Genomic DNA, 21,180 nt, shown 5'->3' with positions numbered 1-21,180 from the left:
TGATAAAAAAAGCGACTCTACTTTTATGTGAGTCGCTTTTCTTGTAGTGTCATATAGATATTTTAGAATGTGGACGAGTATACGAATCATATCATAATAGGAGAATATCATCTTGAAGGGAGGAAACAGGTGTGAGAGAGCATGATATGGAAAAAAATGACCTTCAAGAACCATTATTGACATTTTCTCATCAACTATTTCTAGAATCCTATAAAGCAAGCAAAAATGCCGTTGTTAGTCCATTAAGTGTCGCTGTTGCATTATTAATATTGATGCAAGGTGCTAAAGGTAAGACTTACGAAGAACTGATAGAAGTATTAAATATTAACAAGAGTAATGAAAAGAACCTCTTTGAATACATGACATCATTACAGGATGAGGAAGTCATCAAATTAAATATTGCTAACTCCCTCTGGATAAAGAAAGATTTTGATCTCGACCGTTCATTCGTTCGCACAATTAAGGACAACTACAATGTGAAAACAGACGTAATTACGACTGCTGAGCAAGTAAATAAGTGGATAACAAATGCAACAAAAGGAACCATTAATAAAATGGTGGAGAGTTTACATCCTGATACTATCTTATTACTATTAAATGCAATACACTTTCAGGCGAAATGGAAAGAACCCTTTAGTGAGAGTTTAACGTTTGATGATGATTTTATAACAGAAGAAGGAATAGTAACGACTACATTTATGGTTTGTAGAGCCTCATACCATTTCCAAACTAATACTAACTATGATGTACTAAGGTTAGAATATGAAAACGACCGTTTTGTGATGGATATTATAGTGCCAAGTAAAGGCGTAAGAAAAGAAGAGGTAATGAAGGAGCTTAAGACGAAAAATGACTTATGGGATATAAGCGAGGAGAAAAAAATAGGAATTGTTGAAATTCCTAAGTTTACTTTAGAAACGGAGTTAGAACTACCTCCTATTTTGAATAAAATGGGAATAAAAGAAGCTTTTATACCAGACAAGGCAGATTTTTCCCCAATGATTGAAGGTGATGAAAGATTATATATAGATGAATGTAAACATAAGACGTTTTTAGAAGTAGATGAAACTGGCACGGAAGCAGGAGCTGCAACTTCCATTGAGGTTAGATCATCACAGCAGGAAGTGGAATTTCATTTGAAAGTAGATAGACCCTTTTTATTGCAGTTAAAAGATATTAGAAAACAAATCATATTATTCTATGGAAGCTATGAGTCACCAAATTAACTTTCAATTTATATGAAGCAACATGCTGAGTATTCTGCAGGTAATGTAAGCAGAATACAACAAGCATGTTGTTTTTTTAGGGTGTAAATTTGGCTGTGGAAGTGATGCCACGCGTAGTAGCGAGAAGAGCACTTACTATTACTTTAAAAACATGTGGCATCGTTTCTTATTCTTTACAAATAGTAAATAATTATTTCTGAATCAATATTTTTCATGAAACACAAGAATAAGTTGAAACCTTTTGATTTATATGACGTAATAAGGATAGAAATACATTTATAAATTATTTTACTAATTCAAAGTTGAGAGAGAAGGGGAATAATGATGGATATTATTTTGTCAGATTTACAGAGTATACCGTGGGGAATTATCGCACCAGTAATTATTATTCAGTTTATTTTATTAATTGTTGCTATGGTAGATTGTTTTAAGCATAATAATACAAATGGACCGCAGTGGGTATGGATTCTTGTTATTGTTTTTGGAGGAATAGTTGGACCGATATTATACTTTATTTTTGGACGGAGGAATGACTAAAAATGGCACTCATTACGACAAAACAGCTAAGTAAATCGTTTAAAGGGACGGAAGCTGTTAAAGGGATAGACTTACATATAAAAGAAGGAGTCTGTACCGCACTGTTAGGACCAAATGGTGCTGGCAAAAGTACAACTCTCAATATGCTTACAGGACTTATGAAGCCTACGAGTGGGTCGATTGCTTTTGATGAAAGGTACAGTGGTGATCGTAGACAGTATATTGGCTATTTACCACAATACCCTAAATTTTATGGATGGATGACCGGAGAAGAATATTTAGTATATGCTGGCCAGTTAGGATCTCTAAGTAAGGAGGATGCTAAAGCAAGAGCAGAAGAGCTTCTTAAACTAGTTGGTCTAATAGATGATAGGAAGAAAAGAATACAAGGTTATTCCGGTGGGATGAAGCAGCGTCTTGGTATAGCACAAGCGCTTGTTCATAAGCCTAAGCTCGTCATTTTAGATGAACCGGTTTCTGCATTAGACCCTAAAGGGCGAAGGGAAGTGCTTGAATTAATGGACAAGCTGAAAGAAACAACTTCAATTCTTTTCTCCACCCACGTTTTACATGATGCTGAAGAAATTTGTGAAGAAATATTTATTATTAATCATGGAGAGTTGATTGTATCTGGAGACCTTCAGACACTAAAAAAGAAGTATCAGCAACCAACAATTTATATTGAGACAGAAGAACCAATTGAAGATTGGAGTCGCACAATAAAAGACTCGGATTGGATTCGTCATATGAAAGTGAATAAAAATGAGTTGACGATAAGTGTTACAGATATCGAAAACGCAAGAAATGCACTATTAACAAATGAAGAGCTTCGAAAATTGAAAATTGTGAACTTTGAAATTGTAAAAACATCGTTAGAAGATTTATTCATGGAGGTGACAAAGGCATGATGAAATGGTTCATTCTTTTTAAAAAAGAGTTTAAAGAATCGTTAAGGAACTTTAAATGGATATGGATACCAATAGTATTTAGTCTATTAGGAATAATGCAGCCAGTTACTTCTTATTTTTTACCCGATATTTTAGAAAGCTTTGGTGGTATGCCTGAAGGAGCGTTCAGCATTCCTTTGCCAACAGGACCGCAAGTACTTGCGGAGACGTTAGGGCAATTTAGCCAAATCGGATATTTAGTCCTCGTGTTATCGTTTATGGGAACGGTTGCTAGTGAGAGAAATAATGCGACAAACATTATGGTGCTCGTAAAGCCAGTATCGTTTGCTTCCTATATTACTGCTAAGTGGGTTCATATGTATACTCTTGCATTAAGCTCCTTTGTCGTAGGTTTTGTTTTAGCATATTATTATACTTCTTTATTAATAGAGACAGTTCCATTCACGAATGTACTGAAGGGGATGATGGTTTATGCAGTTGGTATACTGTTTGTTTTGACGTTAGTACTATTCTTTAGTACTTTATTTAAAAGTACAGCAGCAGTTGCATTTCTAACGTTAGGGATAACGATTATTATCAGCCTAATGAGTACCTTTGTACCAGATATTATGAAATGGTCACCAGGAACGCTTACACAGCATAGTTACTCGTTGTTTCAAACGGGAACTGCAGATGGTGTTTTATTACCTGTTCTGTGTACACTCTTTATCATTTTTGCTCTTGTTGGTTTGGCTATTTATTTGTTTAGTAAAAAAGAATTGGCTGTTCATACAACATAAAGTTGAAGTGAAGTTTAACTCATACAGTTTATATAAACGGTGGACAACAAATGTTCACCGTTTTGTCATATCAATGTTTATTAACCGATTAAACTATTTATATAATATATAAAGTTATAATATTTCAGAAATTTGTTAATTAAGGTTGATACATCATTAAATATTTAGTATAAATATATTAAGTAAGCGTTTTCAGAATTGTTCAAATAATTATTATTAAATGTTATTTTGAAATAAAAGGGGGGAGAAACAGTATTTAGGGGAGCAAGATCAATGTTCAAAGTATAACATCTGACTAATTCATTCCACCAAATGACACTTCAACTACTACACAACTCGCAACAATATTTTTACAACACTACAAGTATCCACACTTATTAAACATTTTTACGTGAAAAGTTTAACATTTCCGACAGCTACTTTGTGAATGTTTGTGCAAATGGTTTATTTTATTATGAAAACAGGGGTGGGGGAGTATATGAATATACTTGTTTGTATAAAGCAAGTGCCAGATACAAAGATCATAAAAATTAATCCAAAAACAAACACGCTAGACCGTGCAAGTGCACCTGCAATATTAAACCCATATGATGCACACGCGGTGGAAGAGGCAGTGAGGTTAAGGGAAATACATGGTGGTAAAGTGACAGTTTTATCGATGGGACCACCACAAGCAAGAGAGGCCATAAAAAAATGCGTACAAATAGGTGCTGATCAAGGATATTTAATTTCCGATAGAAGATTTGCAGGAGCTGATACGTTAGCAACAAGTTATGCATTATATAAAGCAATTCAAAAACTTATGAAGGAAGATGGCGTCGACTTAGTTTTATGTGGAAAACATGCAATTGATGGTGATACTGGTCAAACCGGTCCTGGTATAGCAAGACGTATGGATATACCACCGTTAACGAATGTGATTAGTGTAGAAGAAGTAGATTTAAAGAATAAGCAAATAAAAGTTCATAGAAAGATAGAGAACGGATATGAGCGTATTCAGTCTACACTTCCATGCTTACTTACTGTGGAAAAGGAAATAAATGAAGTAGCTTATTCTCCTTTACCAAATATGATTCGGGCTGCCAGGTATAATCCAATTGTTTGGACTGTGGATGATTTAGACGATGTGGACATTAAGCAATTAGGTTTAAAAGGTTCACCAACTATTGTAGGGAAAATGTGGCCACCAGAGAAAAGCAAAGGAGCAGAGATGCTCGAAGGGGATGTTAAGGCGCAAGGGGAGAAGATCGTGTCTATACTTTTAGAGCAACGTGAGCTTTTTGAGATGAAAGAGGGGGTTAACGAATGAATAAGGAGGAGTATCGAGGGGTTTGGGTTTTTATTGAGCAGCGTGAAGGTAACTTAGTAGATGTAGGTTTAGAATTATTAGGAGCGGGTAGAGATTTAGCTGATAAATTAGAGGTTGAGCTATGTGGCGTTTTGCTAGGTAGTAACATCGACCAATTGACTCAACCGCTATTTGAGTATGGAGCTGATAAAGTATATGTTATTGATAATCCGGTTCTGGAGCAATACAGAACGGAAACATATATGAAGGCTGTAGGAGACTTAGTTAGAAAATATAAACCAGAAATTTTTCTATATGGTGCAACAGCAAATGGAAAGGATTTAGCAAGTGCTGTAGCAACTGAAGTAATGACAGGACTCACAGCAGATACTACATTATTAGACGTTAATGTAGAAAAGCGACTTTTTGAAGCGAGCAGACCAGCTTTTGGTGGAAACATCATGGCAACTATTCTGTGTAAAAAACATCGGCCTCAAATGGCGACTGTAAGACCAAAAGTAATCAAAAAGCCAGATAGACAAGAAGGACGAACGGGCGAGGTTGTTCAAGAGTCCATAGATCTACAAGAAGATGACTTACGTACAAAAGTAATTGAAATAGTAAAAGATACGCAAAAGAAAGTAAACCTTGAAGAGGCAGATATTATCGTTTCGGCAGGAAAAGGAATAAAAGACGAAAAGGGATTTAAAATGGTAGAAGATCTAGCCAATGTTTTAAATGCAACTGTTGGAGCGAGTCGAGACGTTGTCGAAGCTGGCATCTGTAGTCATGATCATCAAGTAGGGCAGACAGGAGCAACCGTAACACCTAAAATATATTTCGCTATCGGGATATCTGGAGCAGTTCAACATACGGTAGGAATGGCAAACTCTGAATTAATTTTTGCGATTAATACAGATCCAAATGCAGCAATTTTTGATGTTGCTCATTATGGAATAGTCGCTGACGCATTTGAAATCGTTCCTTTATTAACAAGGGAATTTCAAAAAGCATTACATTCCACAGAAGGTGGTGTCGCTCATGTCTGAAAAATTTGATGTTATCGTTGTTGGAGCAGGACCTGCAGGAACGAGCTGTGCTTATACTTGTGCGAAAAATGGATTAAACGTGTTATTAATTGAAAGAGGGGAATTTCCTGGTGCCAAAAATGTTATGGGGGGAATACTATATAGGAAGCAGATGGAGGAAATCATCCCAGAATTTTGGAAAGAAGCGCCACTTGAACGGCCTGTTGTAGAGCAACGATTTTGGTTTTTAGATAAAGAATCGATGGTAACAACAAGCTATAAAGGATTAGAATGGGGAAAAGAACCGTTTAATAATTTTACTGTTTTACGAGCAAAGTTTGATAAATGGTTTGCTGCAAAAGCTGTTGAGCAAGGGGCGACGCTCATTAATGAAACCGTTGTTACAGAGTGTATTGTTGAAGATGGAAAAGTGGTAGGAGTTCGTACAGATAGGCCTGATGGTGATATTTATGCTGATGTTGTTGTCTTATGTGATGGTGTCAACTCATTATTAGCAAAAAAATTAGGTTTTCATAAAGAATGGAAACCTGCAGAAGTAGCACTAACAGTAATGGAAGTAATGAAATTACCGAAGAAAACAATTAATGAACGTTTTAATGTTAATGATGAGCAAGGTGTTTCTATCGAAATCTTCGGGGACTCTACTCAAGGCGCTCTTGGAACCGCTTTCTTATATACGAACAAAGATAGTATCAATATTGGTGTAGGTACTACATTATCTAGTATGATCAAAAAGAAAATGAAGCCTTATAAGCTATTAGAATATGTAAAAGAACATCCTATGGTTCAACCTTATATAGAAGGTGCCGAAACACAAGAATATTTAGCACATTTAATTCCAGAAGGTGGCTATAAGTCTATTCCAAAACTAGTCGGGGATGGTGTCATCGTTGCAGGAGATGCGGCTCAGCTTGTTAATGCTATTCATCGTGAAGGTTCGAACATGGCAATGTCATCTGGGAAAATGGCCGCAGAAACAATTTTAAGAGCGAAAGAAGTAGATGATTTTTCTGAGAGAATATTAGATACGTATCGTAAAGAGCTTTATGATAGTTTTATAGGCCAGGATTTGAAAAAATATAAAGATACTGCACACACCTTTGAAGAGCACCCACAATATTTTGAAAAATACGTACCACTCATGAATGAAGCGATGAACAAAATGTTTACTGTTGACGGTAGATCAAAATGGGATAAACAGAGAGACATTATGAAGTCCTTTACTGCTGAGAGAGGAAAGCTAGGAGTGGCTAAAGACATTTATCGTGCTTGGAGGGTGGTGAAGTAATGGCTAAAACGATTGAAGAGAAGCAGTATTTAGTTAGATTTAACTGTGATACAAAGTCGCATTTAGAAGTGAAAAGTCATGAAATTTGTGACACAAAGTGTCCAGATAAGGACTGTACTATTTTCTGTCCTGCTGACGTATACAAGTGGGAAGGAGATAGAATGTTTGTAGGCTATGAAGGTTGTCATGAATGTGGAAGCTGTAGAATTGGCTGTCCATTTGATAATATTAAATGGGAGTATCCAAAAGGTGGTCATGGTATTGTCTTTCGGTTAGCATAATCAAAAAAGACATAAAACTAGCTTCATAAAGCGAGTTTTATGTCTTTTTTAAAGGTTGTTTTCATAAAATTTGTTGCTTTTTAAGCTTGATGAGACGAAAAATGGCTACAGCCTTGCAAGCGGAAAGTCTCCATCTGAAGTGCGTCCATGCATAAAACAACTATCTATGAGAAAAGAGCCAATCATAAAAAGGGTGCTAATAACATTCCCCACTGTTAATATAAATGGTATTTGACTTTCTAACGACATTTATATAACATTTTATTTCATTGTTTTTATAAATGAGATTGAAGTTTCAGATAATTCGAGGTAAAGTTATTGAAGGTAGCAAAATTAATGTACTCATACAATCATGCTACATAATATAAATGTAGTTACAAGTAGATAAAGTAATTGCGTTGCAGGAGGGAATAGTTGTGACAGAAAAGGAAAGAGAATTGTTGAATTTATTAGAAAATAAAGGTCGGATGCCTTCGGAGAGCATAGCAAAAATGTTAGATATTAGTCTTGAAGAAGTTAATACAATGATTGATACTTTAGAAAAGCAAAAAGTAATTTTAGGCTATTCAGGGATTATAGATTGGTCAAAAGTAAATATAAACGAGACGGTTACAGCAATGATCGATGTAAAAGTGACACCGAAAAGAGGCGTAGGATTTGACGAAGTAGCGGAACGTATTTATCGTTTTAAAGAAGTTAAAGCGCTCTATTTAATGTCAGGAACGTATGATTTATCCGTTGTTATCGAAGGGAAATCTATGTCTGAAATTGCCCGTTTTGTTTCTGACAAACTGTCAACATTAGAATCTGTGCTTTCCACAACGACACACTTTCAATTAAAAAAATATAAGCATGATGGAGTTGTCTTTGAAGATCGTGAGGATGATCATCGCATCGTGGTATCACCATGAGTATGCAAAAAGGACACCAATCAAAGCTATCAGATGCAGTTCAAAGAATTCAGCCGTCTGGTATAAGGCGATTTTTTGATTTAGCTTCTACTATGGAAAATGTTATATCTCTAGGGGTGGGTGAACCAGATTTCACGACGCCATGGAACGTTCGGGAAGCGAGTATCGCTTCTTTAGAGAGAGGGATGACGTCTTATACTGCAAATGCAGGATTAATTGAACTAAGAGAGGCAATTGCTGAATACTTATCTCGACAATTTTATACGAATTATTCCCCGGAAAATGAAATTGTCGTTACCGTTGGCGCAAGTGAGGGGATTGACTTAGCACTTAGGGCAACGATTAATCCTGGAGATGAAGTGTTAATTGTAGAGCCATGCTTCGTCTCATATGCACCACTAGTATCTTTAGTTGGTGGTGTTCCTATTTCGATACTAACATCAATTGAGAATGATTTTAAAGTATCTGCATCAGACATTGAGAAAAAGATTACTCAAAAAACGAAAGTAATATTGATTTCCTTTCCTAATAATCCTACTGGAGCGGTAATGCCTAAGGAGGATTTAGTCGAGGTTGCAAGTGTCGTTCGCAAATACGACTTACTCGTACTATCGGATGAGATTTATGCAGAATTATCTTATGACGAGAGTCATGTTAGCTTTCCATCTATAGAAGGAATGTGGGAAAGAACCATTCTTATCTCTGGTTTTTCAAAAGCATTTGCTATGACTGGTTGGCGTTTAGGTTACGTATGTGCACCGGAAATGTATGCGAAAGAAATGCTCAAAATCCATCAATATGCCATGATGTGTGCATCTACCATGGCCCAATACGCTGCTTTAGAAGCTATAACCAATAGTCAAGAAGAGATGCAGGAAATGATTGTCAGTTATCGACAAAGAAGAAACTTTTTTGTAAAGTCACTTAAAGAAATTGGATTAGATTGTCATTTACCAGGAGGGGCATTTTACGCATTTCCTTCAATTAAAGAAACGTCTTTAAGTTCCGAGGAGTTTGCGGAAAAATTATTAAAAGAAGAAAAGGTTGCAGTCGTCCCTGGTAATGTATTTGGGGAAGGTGGAGAAGGTCACATTCGCTGTTCTTATGCTACTTCGATGGAGCAATTAGAGGAAGCAGTAAAAAGGATAGAACGTTTTATAAAAAACATTTAAAAGTGTAATGAGTGTGACTATGAAAGTGCCCTTAATGAGTTCAAAAAAAAGACTGAAAGCTTTGCGAAGCTTTAGTCTTTTTTTGAATGGAAAAAGTCAACGTTTATATAGAATATGGGGATTAGAAATAGATTTATTTCGCCGTAGCTCTTAAAGTACTAGTGAGTTCTCTTCTCATTAGTAGGCACGACGGTAAAATTCCACTGCCAAATTTATACTTGTCTTTTAAGAAAACCACTTATAGTGGTCTTTAAGGGATTGCGGCGGCTTCGCACATTGCTTAGAGGTTGACTCAAAAGGTAAAGAATCGACCTTTTGAGTCAACCTCTTAAAGGGGAATACTAGGTTGTATACGCTACTAGCATTTCCAATGTTTTCAATTTTATACTTGCCTACAAGTCAATACCGCCCTTAAATAATACCAATTAAATTTAAAAATGCAAAGATAATGGCAATAGGCACAATATATTTTAAAAGGAAGTACCAAGTTTCAAATAACCAACGTTTTAATGATGATCCTTTATTTAACTCTTCAAATAGTACGTGTTTTTTTATGACGAATGGTGTGAATATTGCTATTAAAAGCGCACCAAGCGGGATTAAAATATTGCTTACAAGGAAATCTAGGCTGTCAAAAAATGTCTGTCCAAAAATCTCAATATCAGCAATAATCCCGTATGAAAGTGCTGAAGGTATTCCTAATACAAAAATGAAGAGACCGTATTTCCAAGTGGCTCGTTCCCTTTTGTTTTTATCATTTTTAGTTACAGAAGCTACGACTAACTCTAATAAAGAGAATGCCGAAGTTAATGTAGCAAATAATAGAAGTAACATAAAAATGAAGAAAAAGATGCTACCGAAGGGAATACTACTAAAGACGGCAGGTAGTACTATAAAAATAAGTGGCGGTCCTTCTGTAGGCTCCAATCCAAAAGAGAATACGGCTGGAAATATCGCCAATCCAGCTAATACAGAGATGAAAATAGATAACGATACAATAGAACCTGCAGCTTTAGGTAAGCTCTCATCTGTTTTCAAATAGGAGCTATATGTGACCATGATTGATGTCCCTAAACTAAGTGAAAAGAAAGACTGACCTATTGCCATTAAAACTGTTTCACCAGTAACAGAAGAAAAGTCTGGGATAAATAAAAAACGAATCCCATCTAAGCTACCGGTAAGTGTGACAGAACGAAGGACAATCACGATAAAAAGGATGAATAATGCAGGCATCATTATTTTTGTGTATCGTTCTATTCCTTTTTGAATGCCACCTTTTACAACTATAATTGTAAGTAATAAAAAGAGGAAGTGTGCGCCCACAGCCATGAATGGATTACTAATCGTCTCATTAAATATATTACTAAAGTCATCTGTGCTTAGTCCGCTTAAATTTAAAGTAGTCGATCGAATTAAATAAATCACGATCCATCCACCGACTACACTGTAAAAAGAAAGTAATAAAAAAGCTGTAAATACCCCTAGTTTTCCTATCCAATTCCATGGTGTATTTGGTGCCAGTGTTTCATAAGCGGATATGGCTTCTTTTTTTGTATGTCTCCCTATAGTAAATTCTGCTAGTAGCAGTGGAAGACCTAAGAATAAGGTGAAGAGTAAAAAAATGATAAAGAAAGCACCGCCACCATTTGTGCCTGTCATATACGGTAGCTTCCAGATAGCACCTAATCCTATTGCCGACCCAGATGCGGCTAAAATAAATCCAATTTTTGATGTCCATTGCTCTTGTTTATGTTTCAATCGTATCCACCCTCTAAAAAATATTTTTTAACTATAATACTTTCTTAGTGAAATGTCAATTTAGTCAAGTAAATCATGGTTTATCATCTAGAAAAAGAGGTATGAATTAAAGGAATACAATTGTTTCAACTTTGTCACGTTAATAAACATGTGATATAATTAACCAGTTAAAAAATAGTTAGGAGTTGTTTTCATGTCAAGTCAATATGAAGTAGGAAGTATAGTTGAAGGTAAAGTTACAGGCATTAAACCTTTCGGTGCATTTATTGCATTAGATGATCAAAAGCAAGGTCTTGTTCATATTTCTCACATTGCGCATGGTTTTGTAAAAGATATTAATGAGCATCTTTCAGTTGGAGATGAGGTGAAAGTGAAGGTCTTATCGATTGATGAAGAAACAGGTAAAATTTCACTTTCAATTAGAGAAACTCAACCAAAGCCAGAACAGCAAGAGCGTCCAAAGAGACCAGCTCCTGCAAAACGTAAAGAGCAACAACCAAGTGCGCAACAAGGACAAGGGTTCAACACACTTGAAGAAAAGCTTAAGGTTTGGTTGAAGGAATCAAATGAAATCCAAGCAGACTTAAATAAACGTGTGAAAAAATAAGACAAAGATAGAAATGGAAAAGAGGTAGCTCGTATATGAGCTACCTCTTTTTTGCTCCAGCCATATGAAGCTTAAAAAATGATGTTTTTACAAATATTAACGCTGTGGCTCTGGACTACGTTCTAATTCTTCATCCGGTTTGAACAAGATTGAAATACAATATAAGCCTGCCAATCCTACGAGGGCATAGATGAAACGGGAAAATCCAGCAGCTTGACCACCAAACATTGCCGCAACTAGGTCAAAACGGAAGAAGCCGATTAATCCCCAGTTGATAGCACCGATAATAGCCAAAACTAGAGCTGTTCGTTGAATTCCGCTCATGCGCTCCTCACCTCCTTATAAGGGGTAGAATCAAGTCATATAAGAAGCTAATATGCTCCTGTGCTCTTATCATGATTAATCGGACACTTAATTATGCACATTTAAGAAAAAAACTTCAGTTTTCCCTATTTCGTCATAAAGAGCCATTGATAATTTTTGCTTTTTTAGCTATTGATGGGGATAATAATAAGTGAAGTAAATAAAAGGAGTTGTTTTCTATGGATCCATTTATTTTTCATAACCCGACTCGACTTATTTTTGGAGAAGGGCAAGTAGAAGAACAGTTAGTAAAGCAGTTAAAGGTATATGGAACGAAGGTGTTATTAGTCTATGGAGGGGGAAGCATCAAACGAAACGGACTTTACGATCAAGTTACATCGTTATTAACTGATGCTGGATTTTCAGTCACAGAGCTTCCAGGTGTAGAACCTAACCCTAGAATAACAACTGTACATAAAGGCGTTGATATATGTAAGCAAGAAGGAATTGAGGTGATTTTAGCAGTAGGTGGTGGCAGTGTTATTGATTGTACGAAGGCAATCGCTGCAGGAGCAAAATACGACGGTGATGCTTGGGATTTAGTTATTAAAAAATCGGCAATTAAAGATGCACTTCCTTTTGCTACAATTCTGACATTAGCAGCAACCGGTTCAGAGATGAACGCTGGATCAGTTATTACGAACTGGGAAACTCATGAGAAATATGGTTGGGGAAGCCCATTAGTATTCCCTAAGTTTTCTATTTTAGATCCTAAAAATACCGTTTCAGTCCCAAAAGATCATACTGTTTATGGCATAGTTGATATGATGTCACACGTTTTTGAACAATATTTCCATCAGCAAGGAAACTCTTATCTTCAAGAGTATATGTGTGAAGCAGTGCTAAAAACAGTTATTGAAGCTGCTCCAAAATTAGTAGCAAATTTAGAAGATGTTAAGCTTCGTGAAACGATACTATATTCAGGTACGATCGCACTAAATGGAATGCTGCAAATGGGAGTTAGAGGCGATTGGGCTTCACATAATATAGAACATGCAGTCTCTGCTGTATACGATATACCACATGCTGGTGGTTTGGCAATTATCATACCTGAGTGGATGCGTTATCATAAACAACTAGGAGAACGCAAGCTTGTTAATTTAGCAATCAGAATTTGGAATGTAGATCCATCAGGAAAAACGAATGAAGAAATAGCTGAAGAAGGAATTCAACAGTTAGAAAAGTTTTGGTCAAGTTTAGGTGCACCAAGTAAGCTCGCGGATTATAATATCGATGATAGTAATATTGAAGTAATGGCTGACAAAGCAATGGTAAATGGTCCTTTCGGTAACTTTAATAAACTCCAAAAGGATGACGTTATTTCTATATTAAATGCTTGTCTAAAATAATTCTCATGTGAAAGGATCTTGTTGAGTAAATCTCAGGATCCTTTTTTATTTAACGAAAGTGTTTTTAGGAAAAAGTTCAGATTTAATTCACTAATAATTTACAGACTAGCTTGATTATTGTTGCGGAATTTTATAAAGTGAAAGTTGGAGTATTCATTGTTTGATTTAAAATTGGAGGGAATAAAGATGGCAAATATAACTTTTGACTATTCAAAAGCACTATCTTACGTATCACAACAAGAAGTAGAGAACTTAGATAGTTTAGTAAAAGCAGCACATGATGCAATACATAATGGAACTGGTGCAGGTAGTGACTTCTTAGGGTGGGTTGACTTACCAGTTAATTACGATAAAGAAGAATTTTCACGTATTCAAAAGGCTGCTGAGAAAATTAAATCTGATTCTGATGTGTTACTTGTTATCGGGATAGGTGGCTCTTATTTAGGAGCTAGAGCAGCAATTGAAGCATTACAACACTCTTTCTACAACATTCTTAATAAAGAAGATCGTAAATTACCACAAATTTTCTTTGTCGGACAAAATATTAGCTCTACTTATGTAAAACATTTAATGCAAGTCATTGAAGGAAAAGATGTTTCGATTAATGTTATATCTAAGTCTGGAACAACAACGGAGCCAGCCATTGCTTTCCGTATTTTCCGTGATTACGTGGAGAAGAAATATGGTGTTGAGGAAGCTCGTAAAAGAATTTATGCAACAACGGATAAGGCAAAAGGTGCATTAAAGCAATTAGCTACGGAAGAAGGCTATGAATCGTTCATTATTCCGGATGATGTAGGTGGACGTTATTCCGTATTAACAGCTGTAGGCTTATTGCCGATTGCTGCTGCTGGACTTGATATTAAAGAGATGATGACAGGTGCTGCCGATGCGCGTGAAGCTTATAGTAACCCAAGTGTTACTGAAAACGAAGCTTACCAGTATGCAGCAGTTAGAAATGCACTTTATAATAAAGGAAACACTATTGAGCTTATGGTAAACTATGAGCCTTCATTACATTTCGTTTCTGAATGGTGGAAGCAGCTTTACGGTGAAAGTGAAGGAAAAGATAACAAAGGTATTTTCCCAGCTGCGGTAGATTTCTCTACAGACTTGCATTCAATGGGACAATACGTACAAGAAGGTCGTCGTGACTTATTTGAAACAGTTTTAAATGTAGGGAATGTGCAAGAAGAAGTTACGATTGAAGAAGCAGATACAGACTTAGATGGATTAAACTATTTAGCAGGAAAAACGATGGATTTCGTTAATAAAAAAGCGTTTCAAGGTACTTTACTTGCGCACTTAGATGGTGGTGTCCCTAATCTAATAGTAAATGTACCTGAATTAAATGAATACCACTTCGGTTATCTTGTTTACTTCTTCGAAAAAGCATGTGCAATGTCAGGTTACTTATTAGGAGTAAATCCATTTGACCAGCCTGGTGTTGAAGCATATAAGAAAAACATGTTTGCTCTATTAGGTAAGCCTGGTTTTGAAGCAGAAAAAGCAGAGCTTGAAAAAAGATTAAACGAAAAATAATATTTATGGACGAAGGTGGCTTGTAGGTGAATTCTAGCGTATAAGTTACCTTCGTTTATTTGTAGTTTTAAATTTTTTTATAATTGCGATACAGGAGCGAGAGGAGTTTTAAGAATGAAGATAGGTGAAAAAGCTTTTCAGTGTTCCTAAACAGATGAAGCTTTCCGAGAAAGTTAAAAGTGTTGACTCAATAGGAGAAAATCACCCTTTTGAGTCAATTACTTTTTTAACTAGGCAGTTTAATTTTCCATCGTGCGTACTAGTGAAAAGAGAACTCACTAGTACTTTAAGAGATACGGTGAAATTCCACTGCTTCTAAGAAAAGACTAAAAACGAGCTTTATCAAGCTCGTTTTTAGATTAAGGCAAAAAAGTATAAAATTGGCGGTGGAAATGATGCCACGCGTAGTAGCGAGAAGTGCACTCACTACTACATTAAAGACATGTGGCATCATTTCTTCACCGTACCTAAGAAAAGACTAAAAACAAGCTTTATCAAGCTCGTTTTTAGTTTTTCTTATCATATCCTTTTTTATTTCGGACAATCTAATAGGGGATGAAGTGATAAAGAAGGAGGAGAACATAAGACATGATAGAAGTGCAATCATTGTTAGAAAATAAAGAGTTTCAATTACATGACTTAGAGCAAAAGCTTAAACCATTAGGCTATGTCATTGGAGGTGGCTGGGAATATGACCACGGCTACTTTGACTATAAATTAGAAGATAATGGAACTTACTTATTTGTGCGGCTCCCTTTTGTTGCAGTTAACGGTGATTTAGATACTAAAGGAGTGAGCGTCCGTCTTGGAAGGCCCTTTTTGCTGTCACATGATTATGAAGCGGAGTTAGACCACGATAACGAGGAAGATCCGAATCCACTGTTTAATCAATTTTCTGCACCGAGAAATCCAGATGCAACTTTTCCGGCAGAATGGATACAAACGGGTCGAGAGCAAATACGAGAACTAGAAGTTGTGATCCTCAATTCGTAAGCGTTATGAAGAAACGCGTTTAAAGAAGATGAGTTTATCACCGCTAAGAAGCTGAGAACCGTTTTTTGGGTGAAGCAACGTATCACTACCTCTTCTAATACCAATTAAAAACATATCACTCGTTTGGTAATCGGTTATTGCTTTTTGAAATGTTTCATTAATAAGTTCTGGAGGTACAATCTTAAATTGAAGCTGATCATCCTTCCCGTGTTTTAGCATCTCTGCAATTACGTCTGTCATTCCATGAAACAGCACGCCATTTACCATAAGTAAACTAAGATGTTTCGAGCTTAAAATAACCTCATCTGCACCAGCTCGCTCAGCATTCTTTGCTTGCTGAGGAGAAATTAATTCAACGATAGCATAAATGTTTGATTGCATCCCTTTACTCGTTAGTAAGGTTAGAACTGTATTTGCATCGGATGTTTTCTCATCAACATGCTGGTTTGAGGTAATAATTATGGTATGTGCTTTTTTTATATTCGCTCGTTCGTAAGTTTCATCCTTCGTTGGAGACCCTTTAACAAATGACAATGCCTTTGTATCAATCGGTTTTTTCTCTAAAGTCTCATCAATGAGAACGATATGAATGTTGGAGTAAAGATTCATCAGCTCCTTAATTAGCTGATGACTTCTTTCGTTCCAGCCTACAATAATATAATGTCCTTTTTCTTTCACCTTTGCACCACCAGCATCCTTTTCTTGCTTTGCTAATACTGTTGAACTAGCAAGATTAGTAATGAAAAAAGAAAATAGTGCAATCCCTCCTAAAATGAGAATGATTCCTAATATTCGACCGAAAATACTCTCGGGAACAAAATCACCATATCCAACAGTAGATATAGTAACAACAGACCACCATATCCCATCAAAAATACTCGGAAAGTTATCTGGTTCAATTATGTGCATCAAGTTTCCGATGAAAAGTGCGAATAGGAATACAATAAAAGTCATCTTTATGAGAGAATAAAACCGGGAATAAGACTCTACAATAAAATCAAATCGAAACACAAACATCTCAACTCCTTACATATTACTTGAGTCTCCTTCACCATTATTGGCAAAACGTAGTGCATCTCATTCATTTATTTGATAAGATGATAAACGGGAAAGGAGAGAAGTCGATGTTTGAAGCAATTGTGTTTGCAATCACTATTTTCATTGGTTGGGTTATATTTGATGCAGTAAAGCACAAAAAGGTAATTAAAGAAAATGTCTTTTCAGGATTAGTTGCTGCAATAGTTGCGGGGATTGTGTGGTATGTATTGTTTATCATTTTTTAATAGTTCATACAATTCGAAAAATGACTTGATATACAAATTTAAAATCGTTATAATATTTTCATGTAAGAAATAAATTGCTTGGTGCATATCGTTTTTTTATAATATATGTTCAAATAAGAGCATAGATTATATCTATGACCTCCACCAATATTGAAATGTAGTCGAAGTAGAACAACGAGAGACGTCCTTTACTATGTATCATACAATTGACGGGGCATTAGCTCAGCTGGGAGAGCGTTTGGCTGGCAGCCAAAAGGTCAGCGGTTCGAGCCCGCTATGCTCCACCAATAAAGTAACATATGTTAGAAACATTACATACTTTGTGTACAACGACACGGTCTTTCGCAAAAGCGAGGGGTTGTGTCGTTTTTTAATTTTCATAAGGTATTACCGAAAATATGTAGTTATTTTCGGAATATTAGTATTGATTCTATGTAACTAGCGATGTTTAATTATTATTAAATATTTTCTAACTATTTTATAGTAATTTTATACGATATATTTGAGTTTAAGATAGAAAATAACTAGCGAAAACTTATTTAGTGGATTAAAAAATTTTTAAAATAGACATAAATATAAAAAAAATAATACTACCTTTTTGAAAAATCATGCTATAATGAAAACGTATTCACCGGTGATGCTACTGTTTTTTCTTTTTTTTATCACTTTATGAAAACGTTTTATTACAGTGAATACAAGAAATACTACGAAATAGGAGGGATCAATTAAAAAATAGTAGACTACTTGTGTTTTATAGTAAGAGTGTCGAATTTTTTTTACCACATTGCGAAAGCCTTTTAGTAGTATTTTAGTTTTATTTTCGGATTTCGAAATCTTCATAATACAATAACATCCTATCAAAATCCGAAATTGCAACAATTAGTAATCCAAAAAATGTTAGGAGGTTTCAACTTGAAAAAGAAATTAAGAAAGTTTTTAGCAGTAATGATGACGTTTTTATTAGTAGCAACCTTATTTGCACCGATGGTAAGTGCGGAAGAAAATGGGAATGGAGAAGAGGAAGCGCCATTAGTTAATCCACTTCCAATTAGTCAAGATCCACACGTATCAAATTATGAGAAATATCCTGCTTTATTAGATAATGGTGTTCCAAAAGCTTCTGAAGGTGGAGCATTATCACTTAAAGAAGTAAATGGACAGATGACATTAGTAGACAAAAACAACAATCCTATTCAATTACGTGGAATGAGTACACACGGTTTACAATGGTTTGGTGAGATTGTGAATGAGAACGCTTTCGCTGCGTTAGCAGACGATTGGGGTTCAAATATGATTCGTCTAGCACTCTATGTTGGTGAAAATGGTTATGCAACGAGACCAGAATTAATTAACAAAGTATATGACGGAATTGATTTAGCTATTGAAAACGACATGTACGTAATTGTTGACTGGCATGTGCATGCTCCTGGTGATCCACGAGCTGATGTATACTCTGGTGCAGAAGAATTTTTCTTAACAATTGCAGAAAAATATCCTAACAATCCAAATATACTTTATGAGCTTGCAAATGAGCCAAGTTCAAATAATAATGGTGGCCCTGGAATTACGAATGATGAAGCTGGTTGGGAAGCTGTAAAAGAATATGCTGATCCAATTGTTGAAGCACTTCGAAATAGCGGTAATGCTGATGACAATATCATCATTGTAGGGAGTCCTAACTGGAGCCAACGTCCAGACTTAGCAGCAGATAACCCTATTGATGATCACCATACAATGTATACAGTGCATTTCTATACTGGTACACATAATGGTACTAATGACAGCTATCCAGAAGAAACACCTAGCGATAAGCGTTCAAATGTAATGGCAAATGCGAAATATGCATTAGATAACGGTGTAGCAGTTTTTGCAACTGAGTGGGGAGTTAGTGAAGCTAATGGAGATAACGGTCCTTATTTAAATGAGGCTGACATCTGGCTTAACTTCTTAAATAAAAATAATATTAGCTGGGCTAACTGGTCATTAACAAATAAAAATGAAACATCTGGATCATTTACACCATTTCAGTTAAATGTTTCAGAAGCAACTCCTCTTGATCCAGGTGATGGACAAGTATGGACGAAAGAGCAATTAAGTCTCTCAGGTGAATATGTACGTTCACGTATCATTGGTGAAGAATATGAGCCAATTGACCGTACACCAAGAGAAACTTTCACTGAAGTTATTTGGGACTTCAATGATGGTACGACTCAAGGATTTGGGGTTAATGCTGGTAGCACATTAGAAGGCTTCACTGTTACAAATGAGAATAACGCACTACAAATAGCTGGAATTAGTGAAGCTAATAGTGTTTGGGATGTGCGTATATCAGCTGATAATTGGGATGAAACTGTTGATATTGCTGGTGCACAAGAATTATCGATGGAAATTATAGTTGACGAACCTACTATGGTTGAAATTGGTGCAATTCCACAAAGTGCTTCTGCTGGATGGGCAAATCCAGTTGAAGTAGCAGTATCTCCAGAAGATTTTGATTTACAAGAAGACGGGAATTACATGGCAGTGCTTACTTTAACTGCTGAAGATGCTCCAAATTTAAGTAATATTGCTAATAGTTCTGAAGATAGTTTGCTGAATAACATTATTTTACTGATAAATACTGAAGACGCAGATGCTATCTCTTTAGATAACATTTCAGTGTCTGGGGATCGTGAATCAATTCCAGAGCCAGTTGTTCATGATGAAAAAGGAACTGCAACACTTCCTTCAACTTTTGAAGACGGTACTCGCCAAGGCTGGGATTGGCATAGTGAATCTGGAGTTAAAACATCTTTAACAATTGAAGAAGCTAATGGTTCAAACGCGCTTTCTTGGGAATATGCTTACCCAGAAGTAAAACCAAGTGATGGATGGGCTACAGCTCCACGCTTAGATTTCTGGAAAGATAATTTAGTACGCGGAGATAATGAGTTCGTTGCATTTGATTTTTACATTGATCCAGTTGAAGAACGAGCAACTGAAGGTGAGATTTCAATTAATTTAACATTCCAACCACCTTCAATGGGATTCTGGGCACAAGCTCCGAGTACATTTGACATTGATTTAGAAGCATTAGATGAAGCAACATTAACAGAAGATGGATTATATCACTTTGAAGTAGAAATAGACATTACGAATATTACTAATTTACAAGACGATACAGAGTTACGTAATATGATGCTTATTTTTGCTGATGGTGAAAGTGATTTTGCTGGTAGAGTTTATGTAGATAACGTAAGATTTGATATGTCTCTAGAGAAAAAAGTAGAAGTTCTATCAAGAACAATTGCTGAATTATTAGAGCAAATTGAAACTATTGAAGCTGATAATGCTGAAAGAATAGCAGAATTAGAAGATCAGATTGCTGAACTAGAAGAACAACTTAACGAATTAGTTGATTCATCAGTAGTAGAAGAACTTCAACGTATTATTGAGGATTTACTAGCTCAAATAGCGGCTCTTGAGCAACAAGTACAGGAATTAAAAGATGCTGCAAACGGAGTAACACCTCAACCAGGTAATGGTGATGGTTCTTCTGACGATGTAGACAATGGTACTACTGATGGAGGAGACAATGGTTCTACTGACGGAGAAAATAATGGTTCTGAAGAAGGGGAATCTGGATCTACAGAAGATGAGGACAGTGACTCTTCAGATGGTGCAGAAGAGACTGGATCTTCTAGTAAAGAAGGTAAAGATGGTGAGAAATTACCAAACACTGCTACAAACATGTTTAACTTCTTAATGGTAGGTTTAATGTTACTTGCTATTGGGATTGTAACTTTTGTTATTAAGAGAAAAAATGTAGCAATTAAGTAATAAAATTAATTGAAAAGTGATTGATAC

General features: G+C 35.8%; 19 protein-coding genes and 1 tRNA gene. 17 read left to right on the top strand and 3 right to left on the bottom strand.

The window, feature by feature from the left end:
- The first annotated feature begins 131 nt into the window (after nucleotides 1-131).
- The 10 genes from BCELL_RS16730 to BCELL_RS16685 all read left to right on the top strand — a co-directional run bounded on the left by BCELL_RS16730 (nucleotide 132) and on the right by BCELL_RS16685 (nucleotide 9,439).
- The gene (locus tag BCELL_RS16730) at nucleotides 132-1,226 is read left to right on the top strand and encodes a serpin family protein (RefSeq protein WP_013489963.1); all 1,095 of its coding nucleotides are present in this window, start codon (nucleotides 132-134) and stop codon (nucleotides 1,224-1,226) included.
- A 321-nt stretch (nucleotides 1,227-1,547) separates the two neighbouring features.
- A complete protein-coding gene (locus tag BCELL_RS16725; protein WP_013489962.1) occupies nucleotides 1,548-1,763 on the top strand; it encodes a PLD nuclease N-terminal domain-containing protein in 216 nt (71 codons plus the stop codon).
- Nucleotides 1,764-1,765: 2 nt separating this feature from the next.
- A complete protein-coding gene (locus BCELL_RS16720) occupies nucleotides 1,766-2,671 on the top strand; it encodes an ABC transporter ATP-binding protein (RefSeq protein WP_013489961.1) in 906 nt (301 codons plus the stop codon).
- Nucleotides 2,668-3,450, top strand: a complete 783-nt coding sequence (locus BCELL_RS16715) for an ABC transporter permease (protein ID WP_013489960.1) — start codon at nucleotides 2,668-2,670, stop codon at nucleotides 3,448-3,450. Before BCELL_RS16720 ends, BCELL_RS16715 begins: the two co-directional genes overlap by 4 nt.
- A 478-nt stretch (nucleotides 3,451-3,928) precedes the next feature.
- Nucleotides 3,929-4,759 carry an electron transfer flavoprotein subunit beta/FixA family protein gene (locus BCELL_RS16710; RefSeq protein WP_013489959.1) on the top strand — a complete coding sequence of 277 codons (831 nt, stop codon included), beginning with the start codon at nucleotides 3,929-3,931 and terminating at the stop codon, nucleotides 4,757-4,759.
- Complete coding sequence (locus tag BCELL_RS16705; protein WP_013489958.1) at nucleotides 4,756-5,787, top strand: electron transfer flavoprotein subunit alpha/FixB family protein; 1,032 nt, start codon at nucleotides 4,756-4,758, stop codon at nucleotides 5,785-5,787. The genes BCELL_RS16710 and BCELL_RS16705 overlap by 4 nt, the downstream gene beginning before the upstream one ends.
- Nucleotides 5,780-7,075 (top strand): FAD-dependent oxidoreductase, encoded by a 1,296-nt coding sequence (locus tag BCELL_RS16700; RefSeq protein ID WP_013489957.1) that lies wholly within the window; start codon nucleotides 5,780-5,782, stop codon nucleotides 7,073-7,075. Before BCELL_RS16705 ends, BCELL_RS16700 begins: the two co-directional genes overlap by 8 nt.
- Entirely contained in the window at nucleotides 7,075-7,356 is a 282-nt protein-coding gene (locus tag BCELL_RS16695) for a ferredoxin family protein (RefSeq protein ID WP_013489956.1), read from the top strand. The genes BCELL_RS16700 and BCELL_RS16695 overlap by 1 nt, the downstream gene beginning before the upstream one ends.
- Nucleotides 7,357-7,772: 416 nt before the next feature.
- Complete coding sequence (locus tag BCELL_RS16690; protein ID WP_013489955.1) at nucleotides 7,773-8,267, top strand: Lrp/AsnC family transcriptional regulator; 495 nt, start codon at nucleotides 7,773-7,775, stop codon at nucleotides 8,265-8,267.
- On the top strand, nucleotides 8,264-9,439 hold the full coding sequence (locus BCELL_RS16685; RefSeq protein ID WP_013489954.1) for an aminotransferase: 1,176 nt from the start codon (nucleotides 8,264-8,266) through the stop codon (nucleotides 9,437-9,439). Before BCELL_RS16690 ends, BCELL_RS16685 begins: the two co-directional genes overlap by 4 nt.
- A gap of 411 nt (nucleotides 9,440-9,850) precedes the next feature.
- On the opposite strand, the gene BCELL_RS16680 is transcribed toward BCELL_RS16685, so the two are convergent.
- Nucleotides 9,851-11,197 (bottom strand): sodium-dependent transporter, encoded by a 1,347-nt coding sequence (locus BCELL_RS16680; RefSeq protein WP_013489953.1) that lies wholly within the window; start codon nucleotides 11,195-11,197, stop codon nucleotides 9,851-9,853.
- Between the two features lie 193 nt (nucleotides 11,198-11,390).
- On the opposite strand from BCELL_RS16680, the gene yugI reads away from it, so the two are divergent.
- Complete coding sequence (yugI, locus tag BCELL_RS16675; RefSeq protein WP_013489952.1) at nucleotides 11,391-11,804, top strand: S1 domain-containing post-transcriptional regulator GSP13; 414 nt, start codon at nucleotides 11,391-11,393, stop codon at nucleotides 11,802-11,804.
- A 96-nt stretch (nucleotides 11,805-11,900) separates the two neighbouring features.
- On the opposite strand, the gene BCELL_RS16670 is transcribed toward yugI, so the two are convergent.
- Complete coding sequence (locus BCELL_RS16670) at nucleotides 11,901-12,128, bottom strand: DUF378 domain-containing protein (protein WP_013489951.1); 228 nt, start codon at nucleotides 12,126-12,128, stop codon at nucleotides 11,901-11,903.
- Nucleotides 12,129-12,346: 218 nt separating this feature from the next.
- Here BCELL_RS16670 and BCELL_RS16665 point away from each other — a divergent pair, with 218 nt between their 5' ends.
- From BCELL_RS16665 to BCELL_RS16655, 3 genes are all read left to right on the top strand, one after another.
- On the top strand, nucleotides 12,347-13,516 hold the full coding sequence (locus BCELL_RS16665; protein ID WP_013489950.1) for an iron-containing alcohol dehydrogenase: 1,170 nt from the start codon (nucleotides 12,347-12,349) through the stop codon (nucleotides 13,514-13,516).
- Between the two features lie 186 nt (nucleotides 13,517-13,702).
- On the top strand, nucleotides 13,703-15,058 hold the full coding sequence (locus BCELL_RS16660) for a glucose-6-phosphate isomerase (protein ID WP_013489949.1): 1,356 nt from the start codon (nucleotides 13,703-13,705) through the stop codon (nucleotides 15,056-15,058).
- A 588-nt stretch (nucleotides 15,059-15,646) separates the two neighbouring features.
- Complete coding sequence (locus tag BCELL_RS16655) at nucleotides 15,647-16,051, top strand: YugN-like family protein (protein WP_013489948.1); 405 nt, start codon at nucleotides 15,647-15,649, stop codon at nucleotides 16,049-16,051.
- A gap of 3 nt (nucleotides 16,052-16,054) precedes the next feature.
- Here BCELL_RS16655 and BCELL_RS16650 read toward each other — a convergent pair whose 3' ends face one another.
- Complete coding sequence (locus tag BCELL_RS16650; RefSeq protein WP_198283988.1) at nucleotides 16,055-17,062, bottom strand: potassium channel family protein; 1,008 nt, start codon at nucleotides 17,060-17,062, stop codon at nucleotides 16,055-16,057.
- Between the two features lie 113 nt (nucleotides 17,063-17,175).
- Here BCELL_RS16650 and BCELL_RS22925 point away from each other — a divergent pair, with 113 nt between their 5' ends.
- The 3 genes from BCELL_RS22925 (at nucleotide 17,176) to BCELL_RS16635 (ending at nucleotide 21,153) form a co-directional block, all read left to right on the top strand.
- Nucleotides 17,176-17,334, top strand: a complete 159-nt coding sequence (locus BCELL_RS22925; protein ID WP_013489946.1) for a hypothetical protein — start codon at nucleotides 17,176-17,178, stop codon at nucleotides 17,332-17,334.
- 211 nt (nucleotides 17,335-17,545) lie between these two features.
- Nucleotides 17,546-17,621: transfer RNA gene (locus BCELL_RS16645), tRNA-Ala, on the top strand.
- Between the two features lie 625 nt (nucleotides 17,622-18,246).
- Nucleotides 18,247-21,153 carry a carbohydrate-binding domain-containing protein gene (locus tag BCELL_RS16635; RefSeq protein ID WP_013489944.1) on the top strand — a complete coding sequence of 969 codons (2,907 nt, stop codon included), beginning with the start codon at nucleotides 18,247-18,249 and terminating at the stop codon, nucleotides 21,151-21,153.
- Nucleotides 21,154-21,180: the final 27 nt, after the last annotated feature.

The organism is Evansella cellulosilytica DSM 2522 (assembly GCF_000177235.2).
GTDB lineage: Bacteria > Bacillota > Bacilli > Bacillales > Salisediminibacteriaceae > Evansella > Evansella cellulosilytica.
Note: the sequence above shows the minus strand (reverse complement) of the source record. Positions and strands in the feature narration are given on the sequence as shown.

Excerpts from the sequence above, each read along its gene's own strand:
- BCELL_RS16660 (WP_013489949.1), top strand. The coding sequence starts at position 13,703 with ATGGCAAATATAACTTTTGACTATTCAAAAGCACTATCTTACGTATCA.
- BCELL_RS16720 (WP_013489961.1), top strand. The coding sequence starts at position 1,766 with ATGGCACTCATTACGACAAAACAGCTAAGTAAATCGTTTAAAGGGACG.
- BCELL_RS16725 (WP_013489962.1), top strand. The coding sequence starts at position 1,548 with ATGATGGATATTATTTTGTCAGATTTACAGAGTATACCGTGGGGAATT.
- BCELL_RS16715 (WP_013489960.1), top strand. The coding sequence starts at position 2,668 with ATGATGAAATGGTTCATTCTTTTTAAAAAAGAGTTTAAAGAATCGTTA.
- yugI (WP_013489952.1), top strand. The coding sequence starts at position 11,391 with ATGTCAAGTCAATATGAAGTAGGAAGTATAGTTGAAGGTAAAGTTACA.
- BCELL_RS16665 (WP_013489950.1), top strand. The coding sequence starts at position 12,347 with ATGGATCCATTTATTTTTCATAACCCGACTCGACTTATTTTTGGAGAA.
- BCELL_RS16655 (WP_013489948.1), top strand. The coding sequence starts at position 15,647 with ATGATAGAAGTGCAATCATTGTTAGAAAATAAAGAGTTTCAATTACAT.
- BCELL_RS16670 (WP_013489951.1), bottom strand. The coding sequence starts at position 12,128 with ATGAGCGGAATTCAACGAACAGCTCTAGTTTTGGCTATTATCGGTGCT.
- BCELL_RS16700 (WP_013489957.1), top strand. The coding sequence starts at position 5,780 with ATGTCTGAAAAATTTGATGTTATCGTTGTTGGAGCAGGACCTGCAGGA.
- BCELL_RS16685 (WP_013489954.1), top strand. The coding sequence starts at position 8,264 with ATGAGTATGCAAAAAGGACACCAATCAAAGCTATCAGATGCAGTTCAA.
- BCELL_RS16705 (WP_013489958.1), top strand. The coding sequence starts at position 4,756 with ATGAATAAGGAGGAGTATCGAGGGGTTTGGGTTTTTATTGAGCAGCGT.
- BCELL_RS22925 (WP_013489946.1), top strand. The coding sequence starts at position 17,176 with ATGTTTGAAGCAATTGTGTTTGCAATCACTATTTTCATTGGTTGGGTT.
- BCELL_RS16695 (WP_013489956.1), top strand. The coding sequence starts at position 7,075 with ATGGCTAAAACGATTGAAGAGAAGCAGTATTTAGTTAGATTTAACTGT.
- BCELL_RS16710 (WP_013489959.1), top strand. The coding sequence starts at position 3,929 with ATGAATATACTTGTTTGTATAAAGCAAGTGCCAGATACAAAGATCATA.